Origin of the sequence: Nocardia sp. NPDC050435 (genome assembly GCF_040655395.1) — a bacterium.
Classification (GTDB): Bacteria; Actinomycetota; Actinomycetes; order Mycobacteriales; family Mycobacteriaceae; genus Nocardia.
On sequence record NZ_JBFAJW010000005.1, the window covers coordinates 584,427 to 605,371 of the forward strand.

At 70.9% G+C, this 20,945-nt stretch carries 21 protein-coding genes and 1 tRNA gene; 13 read left to right on the forward strand and 9 right to left on the reverse strand.

Going from position 1 to position 20,945, the window contains the following annotated elements; all coding sequences use genetic code 11:
- Positions 1-34: 34 nt before the first annotated feature.
- Both AB0I43_RS18765 and AB0I43_RS18770 read right to left on the reverse strand, forming a co-directional pair.
- Positions 35-108, reverse strand: a tRNA-Pro gene (locus AB0I43_RS18765).
- A gap of 89 nt (positions 109-197) precedes the next feature.
- Positions 198-1,655, reverse strand: coding sequence for an MFS transporter (locus tag AB0I43_RS18770; RefSeq protein ID WP_356979799.1), 1,458 nt, complete (start codon positions 1,653-1,655; stop codon positions 198-200).
- 55 nt (positions 1,656-1,710) lie between these two features.
- On the opposite strand from AB0I43_RS18770, the gene AB0I43_RS18775 reads away from it, so the two are divergent.
- The 4 genes from AB0I43_RS18775 (at position 1,711) to AB0I43_RS18790 (ending at position 6,786) form a co-directional block, all read left to right on the forward strand.
- Positions 1,711-2,424, forward strand: a complete 714-nt coding sequence (locus AB0I43_RS18775) for a TetR/AcrR family transcriptional regulator C-terminal domain-containing protein (RefSeq protein ID WP_356979797.1) — start codon at positions 1,711-1,713, stop codon at positions 2,422-2,424.
- A 271-nt stretch (positions 2,425-2,695) separates the two neighbouring features.
- Complete coding sequence (locus AB0I43_RS18780) at positions 2,696-4,663, forward strand: acyltransferase family protein (RefSeq protein ID WP_356979795.1); 1,968 nt, start codon at positions 2,696-2,698, stop codon at positions 4,661-4,663.
- A gap of 21 nt (positions 4,664-4,684) precedes the next feature.
- Positions 4,685-5,398 carry a PP2C family serine/threonine-protein phosphatase gene (locus AB0I43_RS18785; RefSeq protein WP_356979793.1) on the forward strand — a complete coding sequence of 238 codons (714 nt, stop codon included), beginning with the start codon at positions 4,685-4,687 and terminating at the stop codon, positions 5,396-5,398.
- Positions 5,399-5,616: 218 nt separating this feature from the next.
- Positions 5,617-6,786, forward strand: coding sequence for a Cmx/CmrA family chloramphenicol efflux MFS transporter (locus AB0I43_RS18790; RefSeq protein WP_356979791.1), 1,170 nt, complete (start codon positions 5,617-5,619; stop codon positions 6,784-6,786).
- A 185-nt stretch (positions 6,787-6,971) separates the two neighbouring features.
- Here the strand turns inward: AB0I43_RS18790 and dapA are convergent, their stop codons facing one another.
- Positions 6,972-7,877 carry a 4-hydroxy-tetrahydrodipicolinate synthase gene (gene dapA, locus AB0I43_RS18795; RefSeq protein WP_356979790.1) on the reverse strand — a complete coding sequence of 302 codons (906 nt, stop codon included), beginning with the start codon at positions 7,875-7,877 and terminating at the stop codon, positions 6,972-6,974.
- A gap of 70 nt (positions 7,878-7,947) precedes the next feature.
- Between dapA and AB0I43_RS18800 the strand changes: the two genes are divergently transcribed.
- Positions 7,948-8,835, forward strand: a complete 888-nt coding sequence (locus tag AB0I43_RS18800) for a LysR family transcriptional regulator (RefSeq protein WP_356979789.1) — start codon at positions 7,948-7,950, stop codon at positions 8,833-8,835.
- Here the strand turns inward: AB0I43_RS18800 and AB0I43_RS18805 are convergent.
- A complete protein-coding gene (locus AB0I43_RS18805) occupies positions 8,822-9,253 on the reverse strand; it encodes a MerR family transcriptional regulator (protein ID WP_356979788.1) in 432 nt (143 codons plus the stop codon). The genes AB0I43_RS18800 and AB0I43_RS18805 overlap by 14 nt on opposite strands.
- Positions 9,254-9,300: 47 nt before the next feature.
- Between AB0I43_RS18805 and AB0I43_RS18810 the strand changes: the two genes are divergently transcribed.
- The gene (locus tag AB0I43_RS18810) at positions 9,301-10,107 is read left to right on the forward strand and encodes an MBL fold metallo-hydrolase (protein WP_356979786.1); all 807 of its coding nucleotides are present in this window, start codon (positions 9,301-9,303) and stop codon (positions 10,105-10,107) included.
- On the opposite strand, the gene AB0I43_RS18815 is transcribed toward AB0I43_RS18810, so the two are convergent.
- Complete coding sequence (locus AB0I43_RS18815) at positions 10,104-10,889, reverse strand: MBL fold metallo-hydrolase (protein ID WP_356979784.1); 786 nt, start codon at positions 10,887-10,889, stop codon at positions 10,104-10,106. The two genes, AB0I43_RS18810 and AB0I43_RS18815, sit on opposite strands and share 4 nt — an antisense overlap.
- Positions 10,890-11,027: 138 nt before the next feature.
- Between AB0I43_RS18815 and AB0I43_RS18820 the strand changes: the two genes are divergently transcribed.
- Together AB0I43_RS18820 and AB0I43_RS18825 are read left to right on the forward strand one after the other, a co-directional pair.
- Positions 11,028-11,690 (forward strand): SGNH/GDSL hydrolase family protein, encoded by a 663-nt coding sequence (locus AB0I43_RS18820; RefSeq protein ID WP_356979782.1) that lies wholly within the window; start codon positions 11,028-11,030, stop codon positions 11,688-11,690.
- 16 nt (positions 11,691-11,706) lie between these two features.
- A complete protein-coding gene (locus tag AB0I43_RS18825; RefSeq protein ID WP_356979780.1) occupies positions 11,707-12,321 on the forward strand; it encodes a TetR/AcrR family transcriptional regulator in 615 nt (204 codons plus the stop codon).
- Here the strand turns inward: AB0I43_RS18825 and AB0I43_RS18830 are convergent.
- Together AB0I43_RS18830 and AB0I43_RS18835 are read right to left on the reverse strand one after the other, a co-directional pair.
- A complete protein-coding gene (locus tag AB0I43_RS18830) occupies positions 12,312-13,355 on the reverse strand; it encodes a DUF6745 domain-containing protein (RefSeq protein WP_357432465.1) in 1,044 nt (347 codons plus the stop codon). The two genes, AB0I43_RS18825 and AB0I43_RS18830, sit on opposite strands and share 10 nt — an antisense overlap.
- A gap of 34 nt (positions 13,356-13,389) precedes the next feature.
- Positions 13,390-13,716, reverse strand: coding sequence for a hypothetical protein (locus tag AB0I43_RS18835; protein ID WP_356979776.1), 327 nt, complete (start codon positions 13,714-13,716; stop codon positions 13,390-13,392).
- 165 nt (positions 13,717-13,881) lie between these two features.
- Between AB0I43_RS18835 and AB0I43_RS18840 the strand changes: the two genes are divergently transcribed.
- Genes AB0I43_RS18840 through AB0I43_RS18860 form a run of 5 tightly spaced genes read left to right on the forward strand, consistent with a single transcriptional unit; the run spans position 13,882 to position 18,916 of the window.
- On the forward strand, positions 13,882-14,829 hold the full coding sequence (locus AB0I43_RS18840; RefSeq protein WP_356979774.1) for an STM4015 family protein: 948 nt from the start codon (positions 13,882-13,884) through the stop codon (positions 14,827-14,829).
- Positions 14,802-15,911, forward strand: coding sequence for an STM4014 family protein (locus AB0I43_RS18845; RefSeq protein WP_357432466.1), 1,110 nt, complete (start codon positions 14,802-14,804; stop codon positions 15,909-15,911). Before AB0I43_RS18840 ends, AB0I43_RS18845 begins: the two co-directional genes overlap by 28 nt.
- On the forward strand, positions 15,904-16,725 hold the full coding sequence (locus tag AB0I43_RS18850; RefSeq protein WP_356979770.1) for an STM4013/SEN3800 family hydrolase: 822 nt from the start codon (positions 15,904-15,906) through the stop codon (positions 16,723-16,725). Before AB0I43_RS18845 ends, AB0I43_RS18850 begins: the two co-directional genes overlap by 8 nt.
- Positions 16,722-18,050 carry an STM4012 family radical SAM protein gene (locus tag AB0I43_RS18855; protein ID WP_356979768.1) on the forward strand — a complete coding sequence of 443 codons (1,329 nt, stop codon included), beginning with the start codon at positions 16,722-16,724 and terminating at the stop codon, positions 18,048-18,050. The genes AB0I43_RS18850 and AB0I43_RS18855 overlap by 4 nt, the downstream gene beginning before the upstream one ends.
- Positions 18,047-18,916, forward strand: coding sequence for an STM4011 family radical SAM protein (locus AB0I43_RS18860; protein ID WP_356979766.1), 870 nt, complete (start codon positions 18,047-18,049; stop codon positions 18,914-18,916). The genes AB0I43_RS18855 and AB0I43_RS18860 overlap by 4 nt, the downstream gene beginning before the upstream one ends.
- Here AB0I43_RS18860 and AB0I43_RS18865 read toward each other — a convergent pair.
- Positions 18,900-19,820: an aldose 1-epimerase family protein gene (locus AB0I43_RS18865; protein WP_356979765.1), complete on the reverse strand. Its 921-nt coding sequence runs from the start codon at positions 19,818-19,820 to the stop codon at positions 18,900-18,902. The two genes, AB0I43_RS18860 and AB0I43_RS18865, sit on opposite strands and share 17 nt — an antisense overlap.
- Positions 19,817-20,923 (reverse strand): galactokinase, encoded by a 1,107-nt coding sequence (galK, locus tag AB0I43_RS18870; RefSeq protein WP_356979847.1) that lies wholly within the window; start codon positions 20,921-20,923, stop codon positions 19,817-19,819. The genes AB0I43_RS18865 and galK overlap by 4 nt, the downstream gene beginning before the upstream one ends.
- Between the last annotated feature and the right edge of the window lie 22 nt (positions 20,924-20,945).

Below are 20,945 nucleotides of genomic sequence, written 5' to 3' on the forward strand. Positions count from 1 at the left end.
CCCCTTCCGACCGCGGTCGGAAGGGGTTTTGCTGTCGGGCTGACAGGATTTGAACCTGCGACCACCTGACCCCCAGTCAGGTGCGCTACCAAGCTGCGCCACAGCCCGTTGCCCCCGCTCAGCGGGTGCTTGAAGAGATTAGCGCACTACCCCCCGTCAGAACCAAATCGCCTGGTTCCGACGGGGGTGTCGGCTGGTCAGAGGGGGGCTGGGGCGTCGGTTCGGGTGGGGGTGGGGAGGGGTTTGGTGCGGAGGAGGGCGAGGCCGAGGGCCGCGGCGGCGAGGCTGAAGGCGGCGCTTATCCAGGCGCCGTAGGACATGGCGGTGGTGAAGGCTTCCTTGGCGGGGTCGATGTAGCCGAGTTGGAATGCGCTGCCGATGGATTCGCGGGCGGCTTCGGGGACGTCGGTGGGCATGTTGTCGGTGAAGACGCTGGCGAGGACGCTGCCGAGCAGGGCGATGGAGATGGCCATGCCGACCTGCTGGAGGGTGTCGTTCATGGCGGAGCCGACGCCGGCGTGTTCGAGGGGGATGGCGCTCATGATGGAGGCGTAGGCGGCCGGGCCGGCGAGGCCGCCGCCGACGCCCATGACGAGCATGCTGACCAGGATCATCGCGTAGCTCTGGCTCATGGCCAGCACGGCGAAGGCGCCGGACATGACGACCAGGCCGGTGACGATGAGGGTTTTGTTGCTGAGTTTCTTGCCGAGGGTGGCGCCGAGGCCGTTGCAGACGGCGGCGGCGACGGCGTAGGGGAGCAGGGCGAGGCCGGCTTTCATGGGGCCGTAGCCGAGGACGAACTGCAGGTACTGGGTGAGCATCAGCATGATGGCGCCCATGCCGAACACCATGAGCAGCAGGGTGGCGGCGGTGCCGCTGAAATCGCGGTTGCGGAACACGCCGAGCGGGAGCATCGGGTGGGTGCTGCGCTTCTCCCAGAACAGGAAGCCGGCGGCGGCGAGCACGGCCAGGCCGATGACCGGCAGGTTCCATTCGCGTTCGATGATCACCCAGATGGCCGAGGTCAGGGCGACGATGGACAGGACGACGCCGACCGGGTCGACGGGGCGCTGGTCGCCGTAGGTTTCGGGCATCAGGGCGTAGGCGGCGGCGATGGCCAGCGCGGCGACGGGGATGTTGAGCAGGAAGACCGAACCCCACCAGAAGTGTTGCAGCATAAAGCCGCCCAGGGTGGGGCCGAGGACGATGCCGACCATCGAGACGGTGGACCAGGCGGCCATGGCGGTGCGCCGTTCGTCTTCTTCGAAGGTGGTCATGAGGATGGACAGGGTCGAGGGCATGAGCAGCGCGCCGCCGATGCCCATGGCGGCGCGGGCGCCGACGACCTGCCACGGTTCGGTGGCCAGGACGGCGCCGAGGGAGGCGAGGCCGAACAGGGTCAGGCCGATGATCAGCATCCGGCGGCGGCCGAAGCGGTCGGAGAGGCTGCCCGCGGTGAGCAGCAGACCGGCGAAGACCAGCACGTAGGCGTCGAGGATCCATTGGATGTCGGAGGGGGACGCGCCGAGTTCCCGGATCATCGACGGGATGGCCAGGTTGAGGATGGTGCCGTCGATCATCAGGACGAGCAGGGACAGACAGAGAACGCCGAGAACCCACCAGCGACGGGGGTCTCGTACAGTGTTCGATTCCACTGGAACACTGTACGACAGAACTGGAACACTGTGCGAGCCGATATAGGATCGGGGCGTGAGCAAACAGTTCTCCTCGGTCTTTCTCCGGGCGCCGCGTCCCGCCAAGACGGCCGGGCTCGGGCGTGAGCAGATCGTCCGGGCCGCCGTCGACCTCCTCGACGCCGAAGGCACGTCGGCGCTGAGCATGCGCAAGCTCGGGGCGAAACTCGGCGCGGGGGCGACCAGCCTCTACTGGTACGTCGCCAACAAGGAGCAGCTCCAGGAACTGGTGCTCGACGAGTTCTGGGGCATGGTCGACGCGCCCGAGCCCGACGGCAAGTCCTGGCGCGAGGTGCTCACCACCTTCGGCTACAACCTGCGCGAGACGATGTATGCCCACCCGTGGTCGACGGAGCTGATCGGCGCGATCCCGAGCCTCGGGCCCAATGCCTTCGAGACCACCGACCGGTTGCGCCGGGCCTTCGTCCAGGCCGGGTTCCACGGCATCGACATCTACATGGCCAGTGGCACGGTGATGTGCTTCGTGCTCGGGCAGGTGATCCCGGAGCTGGCGTTCCGCAAGGCCTACGGCACGGATCAGATCGATCCCGCCACCGGCATTTCCGAGCACATGGCCGAGTTCGCCGAGGGCTATCCCGAGATGCTGGCCGAATATCAGGCCCAGGTGAGCATCGATCCCGCGACGGCGCGGGCGATGGCCTTCGATTTCGGCCTGCTGTGCGTGCTGGACGGACTGGAAGCGCGGCTGCGCAAGGCGCACGAACTCTGAGCACACTTCTCGCACCGGCCGCCGTCGCAGCCGGAAGCCGGACTCGAACCGGACATATCGCCTAATCGTCGGACACGACGCCCCGGGTGGGCAGAATGTTGGAGTCCCGGCGATCTTGCCCCTACCCTGACTCGGGCAACACTGGGGCTATCGTGATGTCGCGCGCTCGGAAATCTGGTCGAAACCCTGCCCGGAATGCGGGTCGGGGCCGGTTGGCACGAGGGGTTGGACGGTGTTCACGCGAAGAGCAACTATCGCCTCGAATCCGGCTGTGGCATCGGACTATCGGCACGATCTGGACGGCTTGCGCGGTCTGGCGATCGCGTTGGTCGTGATCTTCCACGTCTGGATGGGACGGGTGTCCGGCGGCGTGGACGTGTTCCTGGTGCTGTCGGGGTTCTTCTTCACGGGAATGCTGCTGCGCCGCAGCGAGATCAAGGCGACGGTGCGGCGTACCGCGCGCCGGTTGCTGCCCGCGCTGGTGGTGGTGCTGACGGCGGTGCTCGGCGCGACGGTGATCGTGCGGCCCTACACCCAGTGGGGCGACATCTCCGCGCAGACGCTGGCTTCGGCGTTCTACTACCAGAATTGGTTCCTGGCCGGGGCCGAGCTGGACTACCTCGCGCCGGATCCGTCGGTCAGCCCGCTGCAGCATCTGTGGTCGATGGCGGTGCAGGCGCAGTTCTACCTGGCGATCCTGCTGGTGGTGGCGCTGTGGGCGCGGCATTCGGGGCGGCGAATGCTGTTGCTGGCGGGCCTGATCGGTGCCGGGGCGCTGTCGTTCTGGTACGCCGCCGAGGGGGCCGCGCAGCATCAGGCGTGGACCTACTACGACACCGGCGCGCGCGCCTGGGAACTGCTGGCCGGGGCGGCGCTGGCGGTCGCGGCGCCGTGGATCCGGGTGCCGCAGGCGGTGCGGGCCGTGCTGGCGACACTCGGCCTGGCCATGGTGGTGACGTCCGGGATGCTCATCGACGGCGCGTCCGAGTTCCCGGGACCCGCCGCGTTGTTCCCGGTGCTGGCCGCGGTGGCGCTGATCGTGTCGGGGATGGGTCCGGCGCCGTGGGTGAACCGGCTGCTGGCGACTCCGGTGCTGGTGCGCCTCGGCGGGCTGGCCTACGCGCTGTACCTGTGGCACTGGCCGATCCTGATCTTCTATCTGGCCGAGTACGGCAAGGTGACGCCGGGGGTGCAGGGTGGTCTGCTGGTGCTCGCGCTCTCGCTGGTGCTGGCGGTGCTGACCGAGCGGTTCGTCGAGCTGCCGCTGCGGCGGCGCGAGGACATCGGGAAACCGCGTTACCGGCAGAGCGTCCGGTTGCTGACCGCGCTGGCCGGCGCCTGTGTGCTGCTCGCGGCGCTCGGCTGGCAGGGTGTGCTGCGGGCCAATCCCGCCCACGCGCCCGACGCCCTGGACGCCGCGCACTATCCGGGCGCGGCGGTGCTGTTCGCCGGGGCATCGGCCGAGCCGGAACGGATGCGGCCCACCGTTTTCGAGGCGCAGCAGGACGCGCCGCGCCCGACCTCCGACGGGTGCATCACGCCGAATCGGGATGTGCGCGTGTGCGTCTACGGTGACGGGGCCGCGGCGCGCACGATAGCGCTGGTGGGTGGCTCGCACTCCGAGCACTGGCTGCCCGCGCTGGAAGTCCTTGCGGCCGAACATCGATTCCGGATCGTCACCTATCTGAAGGAGGGCTGTCCGCTCACCCTGGTGGACGAGCCGTCCTACGCCGAGGCGCCGTTCCCGGAGTGCCGGGAGTGGTCCGGGGAGGTGCTCGACCGGCTCTCCGGCGATCGCCCGGACTGGGTGTTCATCACCGCGACCCGGCCGCGCACCGATCGCGGCGACGAGGTTCCGCCCGAATACCCCGAGGTGTGGACCGCGCTGTCCGAGCACGGCTTGAACGCGCTGGCCGTGCGTGACACCCCGTGGCCGCGCCGGGACGGGGTCACCTATCGGGCGCTGGACTGCCTGGCGCACCGCGGGACCGCCTACAGCTGCGGCATCGACCGCGCGAGCGCCCTGGATCCGCGGAACCCCGCGCTGGAACCGGCCGCCGCGCACCCCAACGTGTTTCCGCTCGATCTGACCGAGGCGATCTGCCGGCCCGATCGCTGCCTGGCCGCCGAGGGCAATGTCCTGGTCTATCGCGACGAACACCACATCTCGGCGAGTTTCGCCCGCACCCTGGCGCCCGAGCTGGGTCGCCAGATCGGTGCGATCACGCAGTGGTGGTGACCGTCCTGGCAGAGTGGACGCGTGCGGAAGCTGAGGATCGAGGCCGCGGCCGGCAGCGAGACGGGTAACCGGTATCGGGCGAATTTCGATGTCGTGCACCTGGTCCGGGAGCCGCTGCTGGCGGTGGTCGCGGACGGGATGGGAGACGGGCGCGGCAGTGCGCTGGCGGGGCGGACCGCCGTGGACACCTTCGTCGAGCGGGCCGGCGGCGGGGTGGCCGACGCCGCGGTGCTGCGCGAGGCGGTTGCGCTGGCGCAGCGCCGGGTCGGTGAAATCGGTAGGGCGGTACCGGGTTTGGCGGGATGCACGCTGACCGCGCTGACCGAAGGCCCGGACGGGTTCTGGATCACCCAGGTCGGCGATTCCCGGGTGTACCGGCTGCGGGACGGCCTGCTCGAACTGCTGACCGTCGATCACACGATGGCGTGGCTGGGGGCCGTGCACGGGTGGTATCCGTTCGATTCACCGCAGGCGGGGTCGGCGCGCTATCAGCTGACCCGCTATATCGGGCATCCGGGTGCGCCCGAGCCCGATCTGCTGAATGTCACTGTACGGCCGGGTGATCGGTACCTGCTGTGCAGTGACGGTGTCGCCGAACAGGTTTCGTATCAGTACCTCGAGGAGGTGCTCGGGCAGCGGGCCGCTCCCGCGGTCCTGGTGCGCCGGTTGCTCGACGCCGCCGACACCGCGGGTGGCCACGACAACGCCACCGCCGTCGTGGTGTGCGCGGAATGAGTTAGGGTGGCGGGGTGAATTCTCCGGAGGCATCCCGAAAGTAGCCGCCTGGCGCGTGCGCTGGGCGGCGTGGTGAGTGTGCATCCCGCGGGTCGCTGAGCGATCGGCGCGGCCTCGCGACGCCGGACGATGTCGATTCTCGCCGGACCGGGCCCTGAATGGCCGGTCCCGCAATACATCTCGGGCACCTCGGTGCCCTGATCCGGGAGATCCCTCATATGCCCGTTGTGGTGTTCGTGCTCGCTGTCGCGGTTTTCGCGCAGGGCACCTCCGAATTCATGGTGTCCGGATTGTTGGCCGAAATCGCGGCCGACGTAGGAGTTTCGCTGGGTGCAGCGGGGTTGCTGACCTCGTTGTTCGCAGCGGGAATGGTGTTCGGCGCACCGGTCATGGCGATGGCGGTCGGGCGATTGCCGGTCCGGTATTCGGCCGCCGCGTTCCTGCTGCTGTTCAGCGTCGCGCACGTGGTCGGCGCGGTGACGGACGGGTTCGCGGTGCTGCTGGTGACGCGGGTCGTCGCGGCGGTCGCCAACGCGGGATTCCTGGCGATCGTGCTGGCCGCGCTGCCCGGGCTGGTCGGCCCGGCGCTGCTCGGGCGGGCGACCTCGGTCGTGGTGTCCGGGGTGACGGTGGCCTGTATCGCGGGTGTGCCCGCGGGGACGGTGCTGGGGCAGGCGTGCGGCTGGCGTTCGGCGTTCTGGGCGGTGGCCGTGCTGAGTGCGCTGGTGCTGGTGCCGGTGTGGGTGCTGCTCGGGGACGCGGGCGAAAGCTCCGGTGCGCGAACGTCTTTGCGGAAGGAGTGGGCGGTGCTGGGAGACGGTGGGCTGCGCACCGCCGTGGCGGCGGGGATTCTCGTGAACGCCGCGACCTTCGGCGCGTTCACCTATCTGGGAGCCATCACCTCGGGCGTCGCGGCCGGTGGGCTGTGGGTCGCGCTGGTGCTGGCGTTGTTCGGGGCCGGGTCGTTTCTCGGCGTGACCGTCGCGGGGCGGGTCAGCGATCGGCATTCCCAGCGGATCATCGTCGGTGGCAGCGTGGCGCTCGTCGTGGTCTGGCTCGCCGCCGGTCTCGGTGCGAGCACGCTGGCCGGTGTCCTGGTGGCGGCGGTAGTGACCGGCGCGGTGGCGTTCGGGGTGGGGTCCACGCTGATCACCACGATCGTGCGTACCGCCACGCCCGCCGCGCCGCGGCTCGGCGGCGCGCTGGCAACCACCGCGTTCAATATCGGCGCTGTGCTGGGGCCGGTCACCGCCGGTCTGTTCGTGGACCGCACCGGGTATCCGACTGCGGCGCTCTGGTGCGGAGCGGTGTTCAGCGCCGTGGCTGTGGGCGTTGTGGTGCTGGGGCGACGTGCGGGAGCCGGGTCGGAGCCGGTCGGCGTGCGGTGAAGTCCGGCCGGGCCGATGGGACGCCCGTCGGCCCGGCCGGGTACGAAACTGTCGACGAACTCCTTCGGCGGACCCGTGGGCGAGATCGTGCACGGTAGGTAGCGCCGCGCGTGAAATCGCCTGCCGACGTTGCTATTTGGTGGCAGTCGCACACGAAACGCCTGCGGTCGAGTGCATCTCGTCGCTTACGCAGGCGCGGATGCGTGGTCGATCGAACGGACGGCGTCGAAGGCTTCGAGTGCGGCGGCGGTGGCAGTCGCTGAGGCAGGTAGGAGCGGCAGCCGGACATCGGGGGTGGGAATTCGGCCCTGGGCGGCGAGGACGGCCTTGATGACGGTGGGGTTGGGTTCGGCGAACAGCGCGGCGGAGAGCGGGGCGAGGCGGTGGGTCAGGGTGCGGGCCTCGGGCAGGGTGCCGGTGTGCCACGCGGCGATCATGCGGGCGAAGGCGGACGCGGCGACGTTGGCGGAGGCCAGGATGCCGCCGGCGGCGCCGAGTGCCAGGAGCGGGGCGGCGTGCAGGTCGTCGCCGGCGAGCACGTCTATGCCGGCCGGGCGGGCGCTCAGGAACGTGACGGTGGTGTCGTCGATGCCGCCGACGGAGTGCTTGAAGCCCGCGATGTTCGGGATGCGGGCGAGCTCGGCCAGGGTGTCGGCGCCGAGGGTTCGGTTCGTGCGGTACGGGACGTTGTAGACCAGCAGGGGAACGGGGCTGGCGGCGGCGAGCTCGCGGAAGTGGGCGACCACCCCGGCCTCGGAGGGGCGGGTGTAGTAGGGGACGACCGTGAGGGCGGCGGCGATCGAAGTATGAAGGGTCGCAAGGGAGGTGATCGAGGCGGCGGTGGAGTTCGAGCCCACGCCCGCGATCAAGGGCGCGCCGCGTTCGGCGCAGACCCGGGCGCAGATCTCGAGGACCGTGCGACGTTCGTCGTCGGTCAGGGTGGCGGTTTCGGCGGTGGTGCCCAGGGCGACGACGCCGGTGGCGCCGTCGTCGAGGACCGAGTGGGCCAGGCTCGCCAAGGCGTCGGTGGCGAGCCCGCCGGCAGTGGTGAACGGGGTGACGAGGGGTACGAACAGGCCGCGGAATGTCATGGGTTCAGCCTGGCCGCCTCGATACGTCAGGTCCAGTTCGTATTTCTTTCCGTAAGCCTAAGCTGAACTTATGCTCGATGTGCGAAAGCTGCGTCTGCTGCGGGAACTGGCGCACCGCGGGACCATTGCCGCGGTCGCGGAGGCGCTGTCGTACACCCCGTCGGCGGTGTCGCAGCAATTGACCGCGCTGGAGCGCGAAACCGGTGTCGCACTGCTGGAACGGACGGGGCGGCGCGTCGCCCTGACCCCGGCGGCCCTGCTGCTCGTGCGGCACGCCGAGACGATCTTCGCGGCCCTGGCGCGGGCGGAAGCCGATCTCGCCGCGGGCCACGAGGACATCGCGGGGCAGCTGCGCATCGGGGCCTTTCCCACCGCCGTCCCGACGATCGTGTCCCCGGCCCTGGTCGCGTTGAGCCGGGAGCATCCGAAGCTGGAACTCATGGTGGCCGAGGTGGATCCGGCGACGGTGCCGCAGGCCCTGCGCACCGAAGCGCTGGAGGTCGCGCTGGTGCAGGAATACGACTATGTCCCGGCCGAACCCGATCCGGCCATCGACAGTGGCCCCCTGCTCGAGGAGACCATCTATCTGGCCGCCGATTCCGCCGAGCCCTTGTCGGCCCGGCGTTCGGCGTCGTGGATCGCGGGCACGCCCGGAACCCTGTGTCACACCATGACGATCCGGGCCTGTGAAGCGGCCGGGTTCACTCCGCGCATCCGGCACCACGCGGACGATTTCGGCACCGTTCTCGCCCTCGTCGCCGCCGGACAGGGTGTCGCCCTGGTGCCGGAACTGGGGGTCGCGGGTGCACCGCCGCCGGGTGTGGTCCTGACCCCGCTGGCGGCCCGCCGCCGCACTTCGGTCGCGTTCCGGCGCGGTACCGGGTCGGCACCGGCGGTGGTGGCGGTGCGTGCGGCGCTGCGTGAGTCGGCCCGGGTTCGAGAGGTCAACCGCTGGTGACAGCGGTGCTTGCCGAGTCGCATGCGCCGGCAACGGGATCAGTGGCCAGCGTCCGCTTGAATTCCGGGCAATCGACCAGCCGCGCGTGGGTGCAGACGGCCGCGTGATCGAGCCCGTCGCGCATGCGGGTGAGGCGGGCGATGTCCTCCTCGACCGCTCTGGCCTTGATCGCCAACTGCGCACGCAGCTCGGTGTCGTCGGGGGTAGCGCGCAGGAAGTGCTGGATCTCGGCGATGGTGAACCCGGCGCGGCGGGCGCAGTTGATCAGGGCCAGGCGCGGGACGACGTCGGGCTCGTAGGTGCGGCGCAGGCCGTGGCGGCCGGCGGAGGAAATGAGGCCCTGCTGTTCGTAGTAGCGCAGGGCGGAGGCGGCGAGGCCGGAGTGCTCGGCGACCTCGGCGATATCGAGCAGGGGCACATTCTCTCCTTGACTTGAAGCGCGCTTCAAGTCACAGACTAGCGCTCATGAAGATTCATCACCTCAACTGCGGGTCCATGGCCGAGATCGAAGCGACCCGGCCCGGCGCGGGCCGCGCCCACACCGTGAACCACTGCCTGCTGGTGGAGACCGCCGACGACCTGGTGCTCATCGAGACCGGCCTGGGCCTGGCGAACGTGCGCGATCCGGCGGGGACGCTGGAGGCGGACTGGGTGCGGTTCGCCCAGCCGGTGCTGGACGAAAGGGAGACCGCCGTCCGGCAGATCGAACGGCTCGGCTACGCACCCGGCGATGTCGGGCACATCCTGCTCACCCATCTCGACGTCGACCATTCCGGCGGCCTGCCGGACTTCCCGGAGGCCCGGGTGCACGTGCACGCCGCGGAATTGGACGCGGCGCTCGCGGAGTCGGCCGCGTCGCGGTACCGGCCCGCGCACTGGGCGCACGGTCCGAAGTGGGTCACCTACACCCCGGAACCCGGCGACGAGTGGTTCGGTTTCACCGCGGCCACCCCGGCCGGACTCGGCCCCGATTTCCGGTTGGTGCCCTTGCTCGGGCACACCCCCGGACATCTGGGAGTGGCTGTGCGGCAGGGGGATCGGTGGCTGCTGCACTGCGGCGACGCCTTCTACTACCACCGCGAACTGGAGCTGCCGCCGGTGCCGCATCCGGTGCTCGACATCCTCCAGCAAAGCGCCGAGTTCGACCGTGACCGGCGACTCGGGACCCAGGCCCGGCTGCGCGAGCTGATGCGCACGCACCCGGACGAGGTGACGCTGGTCAACGCGCACGACCCCTGGCAGCTCCGGCAGCGGCAGGCTGTCGCGGCCTAGGCGCCGGCCTTGGCCTTCTCGAACATCAGCGGGTCGTGCGAGCAGGCCAGCAGCAGATCGGACTCGCCGCGCAGATACAGCTCCGAGAGCCGGGAATGGTTGTCGCGCACCTGTTTCCGGTCGTAGGCGGTGAAGTCTTCCATCATCGTGAGCATGCGCGGCACCGGTCGTCCGCCGTCGAGGGTGCCCTGGTGGTAGAAGGCGTCGCCGCAGTGCAGTACCCAGCGGTGCCCGGCGTCGACGGCGACGGCCGCGTGCCCGCGGCTGTGACCGGGCATCGCGATGAGCACGATGCCGGGGGCGATGGCGGTCAGTTCCTGGGCGGCGGCGAAGCCGCGCCACGCCTCACCCGCGGGGGTGTACCGCACGAATTTCGGGTTGTGCGCCCACTGCGGTGACCGGAATCGCTGCCGCTCGAACCAGGTCGGGCTGCCGATCGCCCCTTCCCATTCGGCGTCGGTGAGGTGCACCTGCGCTTCCGGGAAGTCGGCGAGGCCGCCGGCGTGATCGGAGTCGAAGTGGGTGAGCACGATGTGCCGCACGTCCTCGCGGCGAAAACCCAAGTCCTCCACCTGTTTCGCGGCGGTTTCGGCCGGGTCGCAGGCGGGGCGGTTGAAGTGCCGGACCAGGCCCAGGCGCCGGGCCGGATCGGCGGCGTCCTGGAGCCCGTGTCCGGTGTCGACGAGGACCAGGCCGTCGCCGGTCTCGACGAGCAGCACGTGGCAGATCAGGTCGACGGTCGGCAGCCGCATGCTGCCGCAGTTCAGGTGATGCACCTTCATGTGTGAATAACTCCCAGTTGTGTTGCGCATCAACATAAACGACTGGTCGGGCGGTCGCCCGCCGGGCGGAGGAGATCACTCTTGCATTAAGTGTGCGGTCGACCGTATGCTTAATTTGTGACTGCGACGATGCCCGCGATGACGGAAGAAACGGACCCGCTGTGCCTGTCAGCGGAGGTGGCGGCGGGTCTGCTCTACGACGCCCCGTGGCGACGGTTCGCCGTGCTCGGCGACAGCCTCTCGGCCGGAACCAGTGATCCCACACCGGGTTACGCGCCCACCGGCTGGTGCACCCGGTTCGCGGAGATCCTGGGCCGCGTCCGCCCGGATCTGGCCTACCTGAACACCGCGCGGGTGGGGGCGAAGACGCCCGAGGTGCTGGCCGAGCAGTTCGATCGGATCCGCGCGTTCCGGCCCGATCTCTTGCACCTGAACTCGGGCTGCAACGACATTGTCCGGCGCACACCCGATTTCGCGCAGATCGAGCGGGATCTGCGCCGGATGTACCGGCTGGCGGCGGGTACCGGAGCGCAGCTGACGGTCTTCACGCCCGGGCGGGCCTACGTGGTTCCGGTGTTCCCCGACTGGCACGACCGGGTCCGCCGGCTCAACGATCTCACCCACGCCCTGGCGGCGGAGTACGACGCCGTGCTCACCGACTTCTGGGACCACGAGTTCAACGACCGGCCGAACCTGCTCAGCGCCGACGGGATTCATTTCAGCACCTCGGGGCAGGCGGTGATCGCGACCGAACTGGTCAAACAGCTGGCACACCACCTGGGTTCGCGGCGGGGCAGCTAAGAGTACGATCGACCGCATGCAGAGCGAGCCGGAGATCACCGACAAACGCCTGCTCCGCGGTGCGAAGACCAGGCAGCTGGTGCTGCGCCGAGCGGTCGACCTGGCCTCACTGGAAGGGCTCGGCGGCTTGAGCTTCGGCCGGCTCGCGACCGACACCGGCCTGAGCAAAGCCGGTATCCAGACGCTGTTCCGGACCAAGGAAGCCCTGCAACTGGCCACCGTGGACCACGCCCGGCGGCTGTTCGTCGACGCGGTGACCCGACCGGCCGCGTCGCGGGCGCCGGGGCTGCCACGCCTGCGCGCGCTGATCGATCGCTGGATCGACTACGCCGCGGCCCCGCTGTTCGCGGGCGGCTGCTTCTGGACCGCCACGCTGGCCGAATTCGACAGCGTCCCCGGCCCGATCCGGGACGCGCTGGTCGCCGCGAAAGCCGAGTGGATCGGTGTGCTCGCCGCCGAGCTGCGCCCCGCGATCGCGGTCGGCGAGATCGACGCCGTGGACGCCGATCTGGTCGCCTTCCAGATCGACGCCGTGCTCAGCGCGGCCAACACCGCGATGCGCTGCGACGACCCTGCGGCCGAGACGAAGATCCGCCGCAGCATCGCGGGCTTCGTGGGGGCTCAGGTCTGACGGAGCGGCTCGTAGCTCTCGGCGTCCAGCTCGAAAGTCCAGGCCACGCCCTCCTTGGCGGTGCGGGTGCCCGGTGGCACGCGCAGCCAGTAGGTGCGGAAGGTGCCGTCCGGCTCGGCGGTGGAATTGACCACCTCGACCATGGCTACGTCTTCGTCGTCGGGCAGGGGTATCCGCCAGAGAATGCCCGTCTCGTCGCGGTGCACGGGCTCGGCGTGGGATTCGGCGAGATAGCGTTCGTAGCCGAAGTATTCGAGCATGACGCGGCGCAGCTCCGCGTTCTCCTCGTCCCGGATCCGAGCCGGGGTCAGATCGCTCAGTTCGGCGAGAAACGTTGCCGGCACGGGCATTCCGCCCCAGGAGTAGAGCGCGAAACCGTCCGGGAAGACCAGCGCGGGCCCGTCCCCGCTGTGCAGGCGCCCGGCCTCGTCGCGCTGCAGGTGCAGCGGGCGCTCGCAGACGACGACGGCGTGCTCGAACGGCCACCACCAGCCCGCGTGCCGGGCGACCTCGGCCAGGCCCGCGAGTTCGGCGGTGTCGTCGAAGGCCGCCAGCCACGGCGCGTCGTGCTGGCCGAGCACGGCGTCCAGCAGCACGACGCGGATCTCGCGTTCGGCGGCCGCGCGGGCCTGGCGCGCCGCGCCGTCGGTGTCGTCATCGGGCTCGAACGGGCCGAGCAGATCCTCGATCACGCCGAGGCGGACGCGCTCGGCCAGGGACCGGGTGCTGTCCCAGATCTGGCCGCCGGTCGCCTGCCAGCGCTGGTTCCAGCCGTCGGCGCCCAGTTCGGCGAACAGCCGCTGCCGCGCGGCGGCCCACGGCACCGTGCGCACGGCCTCGCGCACGCTGCGGCCCGGATCGCTCAGGGCTCGCACCGCGGCGACGCCGGCCACCGGCGAATCGGCCCAGATGACGCGGGCGGGCTCGGCCAGCCCGGCCTCGGTGTAGGCGCGGCGCAGGCCGGCCTCGGCGGCGGACCGGTCGGCCCAGCCGGTGGCGGCGGCGACGGCGCGCCAGTGCTCGATGGTGTCCATGAAAATCCGCTCTGTGCTGGAGTTGTGGGGGAGATCAGTCGGCGATGACGCGGACCGCGCCGGGGATGTATTCGCGCTGGCGGATGACCCGGTACCAGCCCTTGGGCAGGGGGATCGGCGCGTGCTCCTCGTGCACCAGCCGCCCGCCCTCGGGCAGGTGCAGCAGCTTGGGTGCCGTCGGCGCGCCGGTGCGGATCAGGCGGCCGGGTGCGGTCAGGGCGTGCGCGTGGCCGGTGACCTCGCCCAGCGCCAGCACCATCCGGCCGCGCCCGTCGCGCGGCTCGCCGGTGGCCTCGCGGAAACGCTCGGGCACGGACTCCTCCGCGACCGGCATGATCAGCACGTCGCCCTGACGGAACATGGCTCTCCTCCTCCGAGCCGACGCCTGGTTCGCCGGCTCCCGACTACGAAAGTAGCGGTGGGGTACGACAATTCACGGCGGCCCACGCGGCTGTCGGCGGCTCCTGGTAGAAAGTGCTGGCACATCGGATCGACCGTCTTTCAAGGACCCTGGGGAGCTCGCGTTATGGCCATTTCCGACCACATGGAGGAATTCCACGGACTGCCCGTGTTCGAATTCCCCGATGCCGACTCGAAAGCCGAGCTACCCGCCGCCGGCGCGGTGGCCTGGCGCGTCGGCATCGAGCCGTGGGACAGCAAGGAAAGCTGGGTCGCCGCGTTCACCCGTTTCCTGGAAACCGTCGACGGCACCGAGGTGCGCGCGCTGATCGTGGGCGTGTGGGGCGAGGGCGACGAGGATTCCGAGCCGGTCGTCGCCGCGCTGGTCGAGGCCGCGCCGCGGTTGCCCGCGCTGCGCGCGCTGTTCGTCGGCGACATCACCTACGACGAGAACGAGTGCTCCTGGATCCACCAGTCCGATCTTGGGCCGCTGCTGCGGGCGTTTCCGGCCCTGCGCGAGTTCGGATTCCGCGGTGGGGAGAACATCGGGTTCCCGGTCGCCCGGCATGCCGAGCTGCGCACGCTGTCGGTGCAGACCGGCGGGCTGGATGTGGAGATCGTGCGCAATATCGCGGCCAGCGAGCTGCCCGCGCTGGAACGCCTGGACCTGTGGCTGGGCACCTCCGAATACGGCGCGACCGCCGAGATCGCCGATCTGGAGCCGTTCCTGACCGGCACCGCGTTCCCCGCCCTGAAGCATCTGGCGCTGCGCAACAGCGAGATCCAGGATCAGATCGCCCTCGCGATGGCCGCCGCGCCCGTGGTGGCCCGCCTGACCACGCTGGACCTGTCCATGGGCACCCTGGGTGACGAGGGCGCGGCCGCGCTGCTCGAAGGCCAGCCGCTGACCCATCTGAAGACGCTGGACCTGCACCATCACTTCATCAGCTCCGCGCTGTGCAAGCAGCTGGCCGGGGCACTGGAGCCGTTCGGCGTGGAGGTCATCCTCTCCGAGGACGAGGAGGCCGAGTTCGACGACGATCGGGAATGGCGCTACGTCTCGGTCGGGGAGTGAACGGCCCGGCTCCGCTGGCCGTCGTCGGAATTCCGGGGAATCGGCGGCTCACCGGATTCCAGGAGGCGCTGCGCCGGGCCGGGCTCCCGGCCGCGCGCGAGGTGTCCTGGCGGGAGGTGCTCGGCGGTCGCGCGGAGTTCGCACCGGCGGAACTGGTGCGCCTCGACTCGCCCGGCGAGGATCCGGTGGTCGAGCGCCTGCTGCGCGACACCGAGGATCCGACCCGGGTCGAGGGGTCGGCGCTCTGGTATCGGCGGTTCATCGACGCGGCGCGCGGACTGCGCGCCCAATTGCTCGATGAACCGTCGGATCTGGCGGTGCTGTTCGACAAGCGGCTGTGCCACGGGGTGCTCGCGGACGCCGGGGTGCCGGTGCCGCCCGCGCCGACCTCCGGTGCGGCCGCCCCGGTGGGCGGCTGGCACGACGTGCGCGAGCTGATGGCCGAGGCCGGATTGTCGCGCGTCTTCGTCAAACTCGCGCACGGCTCCTCGGCGTCGGGCGTGCTGGCGATCGCGACGGCCGGCGGCGGCCGCGTGCGCGCCACCACCTCGGTGCGGCGCGACGCGGCGGGCGGACTGTTCAATTCGCTGCGGGTGGCCACCTACACCGCGGAGACCGAGGTCGGCGCGATCGTCGACGCGCTCGCCCCGGACGGCCTGCACGTCGAACGCTGGCTGCCCAAGGGCACCCTGCACGGCCGCACGGCCGACCTGCGGGTCGTCGTGGTCGGCGGCCGGGCCACGCACGCGGTGGTGCGCACCAGCCGCTGGCCCATGACCAACCTGCACCTGGGCGGGGCTCGCGGCGATTTCGCCGCGGCCCGCGCGGTGCTCGGCGAGCACTGGGCGCAGGCGCTGGCGATCTGTGAACAGGCCGCGGCCTGTTTCCCCGGATTCTCCCGCGTCGGCGTCGACCTGCTGCCCGCGCCGGGCTGGCGGCGCTTCGCCGTCGGCGAGGTCAACGCCTTCGGCGATCTGCTGCCGGGCTTGCGCGGATTCGACGGCGGCGGAGCCGAATCCGGTGACACCTACGACGCGCAGGTCGCCGCACTGCTCCGCACGAGAAGGGCCGCCCATGCCTGATCCGGATATGAACGAGGTGATCGGGCGCGACGATCTGCTGCTCGTCACCCTCGACACGCTGCGCTTCGATGTGGCGGCGGAACTGGCCGCGGCGGGCCGGTTGCCGAACCTGGCGCCGCACCTGCCGGGCGGGGCGTGGGAGAAGCGCCACGCCCCGGGCAGTTTCACCTACGCCTCGCACCAGGCGATGTTCGCCGGGTTCCTGCCCACGCCGGCCACGCCGGGGCCGCACCCGCGGCTGTTCGCCGCCCGCTTCGAGGGCAGCGAGACCACGGCGGGCCGCACCTTCGTCTTCGAGACCCCGGATCTGGTGTCCGCGCTGGCCGGCGCGGGATATCGCACGGTCTGCATCGGCGGCGTCGGGTTCTTCAACAAGCGCGGACCGATGGGATCCACCCTGCCCGGGCTGTTCCAGGAGAGTCACTGGGAGCCCGAATTCTCCGTCGCCGCACCGGAATCGTTCCAGGCGCAGGTGGCGCGCGCCGAGCAGGTGGTGGCCGGGTTGCCGCCCGAGCGCAGGCTGTTCCTGTTCGTCAATGTCGCCGCCCTGCACCAGCCGAACTGGTTCCACCTGCCCGGCGCGACCGCGGCCGCCGGGGATTCCCGCGAAACCCACGCCGCCGCACTGGAATACGTCGACCGCCACATCGGCCGGCTGTTCGCCGCCGCGAGCAGCCGGCGGCGCTGCTTCGCCATCGTCTGCTCCGACCACGGCACCACCTACGGTGAGGACGGTTTCACCGGGCACCGCCTCGGCCACGAGGCGGTGTGGACCGTGCCCTACGCCCAGTTCTTCCTAGAGGCCCGCTCATGACCACGATGACCCGTCCGCGCCCGTACCAGAGCTACGTCTACGGCTATCCGCACAAGACGGCCTACCGGCCGCTGCCGGACCGGCCGGACCTGCGCACGCTGTGGGCGGGCGAGCCCACGGACGCGCTGTCGCTGTACGCGCACATCCCGTTCTGCGAATACCGTTGCGGCTTCTGCAATCTGTTCACCCGCATCGGCGCGCCCGACGATCTCACAGGGCGCTACCTCGACGCGCTGGAGCGGCAGGCCGACGCGGTCCGGGCGGCGCTGGGGGAGCGGCCGGTGCGGTTCGCGGCGGCGGCGTTCGGCGGCGGCACCCCCACCTACCTCGACGCCGGCGAACTGACCCGGCTCTGCGACCTCGCCGAGGGCATGGGCGCGGATCTGCGCGCGGTCCCGCTGTCGGTGGAGACCTCGCCGAGCACCGCCACCGCCGACCGGCTCGCGGTGCTGGCCGAGCGCGGCGCGACCCGGATCAGCATCGGCGTGCAGAGCTTCGTCGACGCCGAGGCCAAGGCCGCGGTGCGGCCACAGCGCCGCGCGGAGGTCGAGGCCGCGCTGGAACGCATTCGGGCGGCGGGTGTTCCGGTGCTCAACATCGATCTGATCTACGGCATCGAAGGCCAGACCGAGCGGACCTGGCGCGCCTCGCTGGCGGCGGCGCTGGCCTGGCGGCCCGAGGAGCTCTATCTGTATCCGCTCTACGTGCGGCCGCTGACCGGTCTGGGCAAGCTGTCCGCCGGGGCCGACGCGGAGTGGGACGAGCAGCGGCTGCGGCTCTACCGCACCGGCCGCGACCTGCTGCTCGAGCACGGCTACGCGCAGACCTCGATGCGCATGTTCCGCCGGATCGACGCCCCCGAGCTCGGGCCCGGCGACTACGCGTGCCAGACCGACGGCATGATCGGGCTCGGCTGCGGCGCCCGCTCCTACACCTCGGGCCTGCACTACTCCTTCGATTACGCGGTCGCCCCGCGCGAAGTGCGCGAGATCATCGACGGATACACGCGCACAACGGATTTCACCCGGGCCGAGGTGGGCCGCCGGATCGACGCGGACGAGGCGCGACGACGGCACCTGCTGCAATCGCTGTTGCAGGCCGACGGGATGGACCTCGCCGGGTACCGGGCCCGCTTCGGTGCGCCGCCGAGCGAGCACTTCGCCACGGAGCTGGCCGAATTCGCCGCGCTGGGCTGGCTCGACCCGGATGCCGGGCCCGGGCTGCTGCGGCTGACGCCGGAGGGCCTGGCCTACTCCGACGCGCTCGGTCCGCGGCTGTTCTCGCCCGCGGTGCACGCCGCGATGGCCGCCTACGAGCCGAAATGACCGGCGGCACGGCGATGGATCTGACCATGCTGTATCGCGGTCCGCTCGCGTCCTGCGATTACGACTGCCCGTACTGCCCCTTCGCCAAGCGTCGTGACAGCCGTGACCAGCTGCACGCGGATCGGGCTGCGCTGGAACGGTTCTGCGGCTGGGTGCGCGCGCAGCGCGAGGATCGCCTGTCGATCCTGTTCACGCCCTGGGGCGAGGGGCTGGTGCGGTCCTGGTATCGGCGCGCGCTCGTCGAGCTCTCGCACCTGCCGCAGGTGCGGCGGGTCGCGATCCAGACCAACCTCAGCTGCCGCACCGAGTGGCTGGCCGAGGCCGATCCGGACACCCTCGCACTCTGGTGCACCTACCACCCGGGCCAGACTCCGTACGATCGATTCCTCGCCAAGTGCACGGATCTGGCGGACAAGGGAATTCGATTCAGCGTCGGCGTGGTGGGCTTTCCCGAGCATCTGCCCGCCGCCCGCCGGCTGCGCGCGGATCTGCCCGAACACGTCTACCTGTGGGTCAACGCCCCGGAGGGCTACGAACTGACCGCCGCTCAGGCCGCGGACTGGCAGCGGCTGGACCCGCTGTTCGAGTTCAGCCTGCATCCGCACCGCTCGGGCGGATTACCCTGCCGCACCGGGGAATCGGTGATCTCGGTGGACGGCGACGGCACCGTGCGGCGCTGTCATTTCGTCCGCACCGAGCTGGGCAACCTCTACGACGGCTCCTACCGGGCCGCGCTGGGGCCGCGCGCGTGCCCGCTCGCGGTGTGCGACTGCCACATCGGCTACGTGCATCTGGAGACCCTGCCGCTCTACGACGTTTTCGCGGGCGGCGTCCTCGAACGCATTCCGGCTAGGTTGCGGGGGTGAGCCGCGCGCCCCAGCGGGTGGTCGCCGTCGCGCCCGGGGCGAGCCGGATCAGGCGATCGCCGGTCTGAAAGGCATTGGGCGGGCAGGTCATCGGTTCCGCGGCGAGTCCGGCGCGGCGCTGGCCGGGGCCGAGGGTATCGGCGGTGTACAGCTGGATGATCGGGTAGGACTCGTCGACCCAGAGCTCGGCCACCTGGTGATCGATGCCGCGCAGCCGCACCCAGGCCCGGCCGGTCTCGTCGCGCGCCAGGTCGGTGAAGGCGTGGTCGATCTCGGCGGCGCCTACCTGCCGGGGTAAGGTGAAGTCGAAATCCGGTGTGTCCGAGACCGGTTCGGCGCCGACCGGGAGCTGCCGGTAGGGGTCGGTGCGAATGCGGGTGGCGGCGTCCAGGTGCAGGATCGCCGAATCGATGGCGCCCGTGCCCGGGGACAGGTACGGGTGATGTCCGCAGCCGTACGGCGCGGGGATCGGGCCGGTGTTGTGCGCGGTGGTGGTCACCGTCAGGCCCGCGTCGGACAGGGCGTAATGTACGGCCAGGTCGAGCTGGAACGGGTAGTCCGGCCGGGGGTGCAGGGTGGTCCGCATGGTGACCTCGGCCGCCGCCGCCTCGGCCTGCCACGGCCGCCAGCGCAGGAATCCGTGGATCGCGTTGTTCTTCGTCGGCTCGGTCAGCGGCACCTGGTAGTCGGCGTCGCCGAACCGATATCTGCCGTCGCGCAACCGATTCGGCCACGGGATCAGCACCGCGCCGTGCGCTCCGTCGGCGATCGCGTTCTCGGCGTAGGGCTGGAGCACCTCGCGCGTCCCCACCCGGTAGGCGCGGATTCCGCCGCCGACCTCGACGACGATCGCCTCCTGGTTGCCGTGCGCGATCCGGTACTGCCGGCCCGAAGGCGGGGTCACGGGTGCTCCATCCGCCGCGCGCCGGCCGAGGGGATCGCGACGAAGGCCCGGGGTTCCGCGAAATAGGCGGCGCGGAAACGATTTTCGACCTCGGCGATCACCTTGTCGGTGGTGGCGGCGTCGATCAGCGCGATGATGCTGCCGCCGAACCCGCCGCCCACCATCCGGGCGCCGTGCGCGCCCGCGTCGAGCGCGGCCTCGACGGCGGTGTCGAGCTGGGCGGTCGAGACCATGAAGTCGTCGCGCAGCGAGGCGTGCGCGGCGGTCAGGATCGGGCCGATGGTGCGCGGGTCGGAGCCGTTGCGCAGGGCCTCCACCACGGCCAGCACGCGGGCGTTCTCACTCACCACGTGGCGGGCGCGGCGGCGCAGCACCGGATCGGTGAGCGTCGCGACCGCGCGCGGGTCGGTGACCTCGCGCAGCCGCTCGACGCCGAGCTGGGCGGCGGCGGCCTCGCACTCCTGGCGCCGGCGCGCGTACTCGCTGTCGACCAGGGCGTGCGGGGTGTTCGTGTCGACGATCAGCAGCGCCAGCTTCCTGGCCGCGAGATCGAAAGGCACCTGGGCGGTTTCGCCGGTCAGAGCGTCCAGGAACAGCGCGTGCCCGGCGGTGCAGCGGATCGAGGCGGTCTGATCCAGCGTGCCGGTCGGCGCGCCCACGTAGTCGTTCTCGGCCTTGTTCGCGATGTCGATCAGCTCGTCGTCGGAGACCGGCAGCGCGAACAGATCGCGCAGCGCGATCGCCACCGAGCACTCCAGGGCCGCCGAGGAGGACAGTCCCGCGCCGATCGGCACCGAGCCGTCCAGTTCGAGATCCACGCCCGGGATCCGGTGGCCGCGGCGGTGGAACTCGTACACGACGCCGAGCGGGTAGCGCGCCCAGCCCCGCACCGGCGCGTCCGCGAGCTCGGGCACCAGCACCTCGATGCGCTCGCCGGGATGCTGCTGTGAGCTGACCCGCACGCGGGCGTCGGTGCGCGGCATCGCGGTGCAGCGCACCACCTGCGGCAGCGCCATGGGCAGGCAGTAGCCGCCGTTGTAATCGGTGTGCTCGCCGATGATGTTGACCCGGCCCGGCGCGGCCCAGATGCCGCCCGGGTTCATCGCCGCGACATCCATCGACGCG

Excerpts from the sequence above, each read along its gene's own strand:
- AB0I43_RS18790 (WP_356979791.1), top strand. The coding sequence starts at position 5,617 with ATGCCCGTTGTGGTGTTCGTGCTCGCTGTCGCGGTTTTCGCGCAGGGC.
- dapA (WP_356979790.1), bottom strand. The coding sequence starts at position 7,877 with ATGACATTCCGCGGCCTGTTCGTACCCCTCGTCACCCCGTTCACCACT.
- AB0I43_RS18800 (WP_356979789.1), top strand. The coding sequence starts at position 7,948 with ATGCTCGATGTGCGAAAGCTGCGTCTGCTGCGGGAACTGGCGCACCGC.
- AB0I43_RS18810 (WP_356979786.1), top strand. The coding sequence starts at position 9,301 with ATGAAGATTCATCACCTCAACTGCGGGTCCATGGCCGAGATCGAAGCG.
- AB0I43_RS18815 (WP_356979784.1), bottom strand. The coding sequence starts at position 10,889 with ATGAAGGTGCATCACCTGAACTGCGGCAGCATGCGGCTGCCGACCGTC.
- AB0I43_RS18820 (WP_356979782.1), top strand. The coding sequence starts at position 11,028 with ATGACGGAAGAAACGGACCCGCTGTGCCTGTCAGCGGAGGTGGCGGCG.
- AB0I43_RS18825 (WP_356979780.1), top strand. The coding sequence starts at position 11,707 with ATGCAGAGCGAGCCGGAGATCACCGACAAACGCCTGCTCCGCGGTGCG.
- AB0I43_RS18830 (WP_357432465.1), bottom strand. The coding sequence starts at position 13,355 with ATGGACACCATCGAGCACTGGCGCGCCGTCGCCGCCGCCACCGGCTGG.
- AB0I43_RS18835 (WP_356979776.1), bottom strand. The coding sequence starts at position 13,716 with ATGTTCCGTCAGGGCGACGTGCTGATCATGCCGGTCGCGGAGGAGTCC.
- AB0I43_RS18840 (WP_356979774.1), top strand. The coding sequence starts at position 13,882 with ATGGCCATTTCCGACCACATGGAGGAATTCCACGGACTGCCCGTGTTC.
- AB0I43_RS18845 (WP_357432466.1), top strand. The coding sequence starts at position 14,802 with ATGGCGCTACGTCTCGGTCGGGGAGTGAACGGCCCGGCTCCGCTGGCC.
- AB0I43_RS18850 (WP_356979770.1), top strand. The coding sequence starts at position 15,904 with ATGCCTGATCCGGATATGAACGAGGTGATCGGGCGCGACGATCTGCTG.
- AB0I43_RS18855 (WP_356979768.1), top strand. The coding sequence starts at position 16,722 with ATGACCACGATGACCCGTCCGCGCCCGTACCAGAGCTACGTCTACGGC.
- AB0I43_RS18860 (WP_356979766.1), top strand. The coding sequence starts at position 18,047 with ATGACCGGCGGCACGGCGATGGATCTGACCATGCTGTATCGCGGTCCG.
- galK (WP_356979847.1), bottom strand. The coding sequence starts at position 20,923 with ATGAACCCGGGCGGCATCTGGGCCGCGCCGGGCCGGGTCAACATCATC.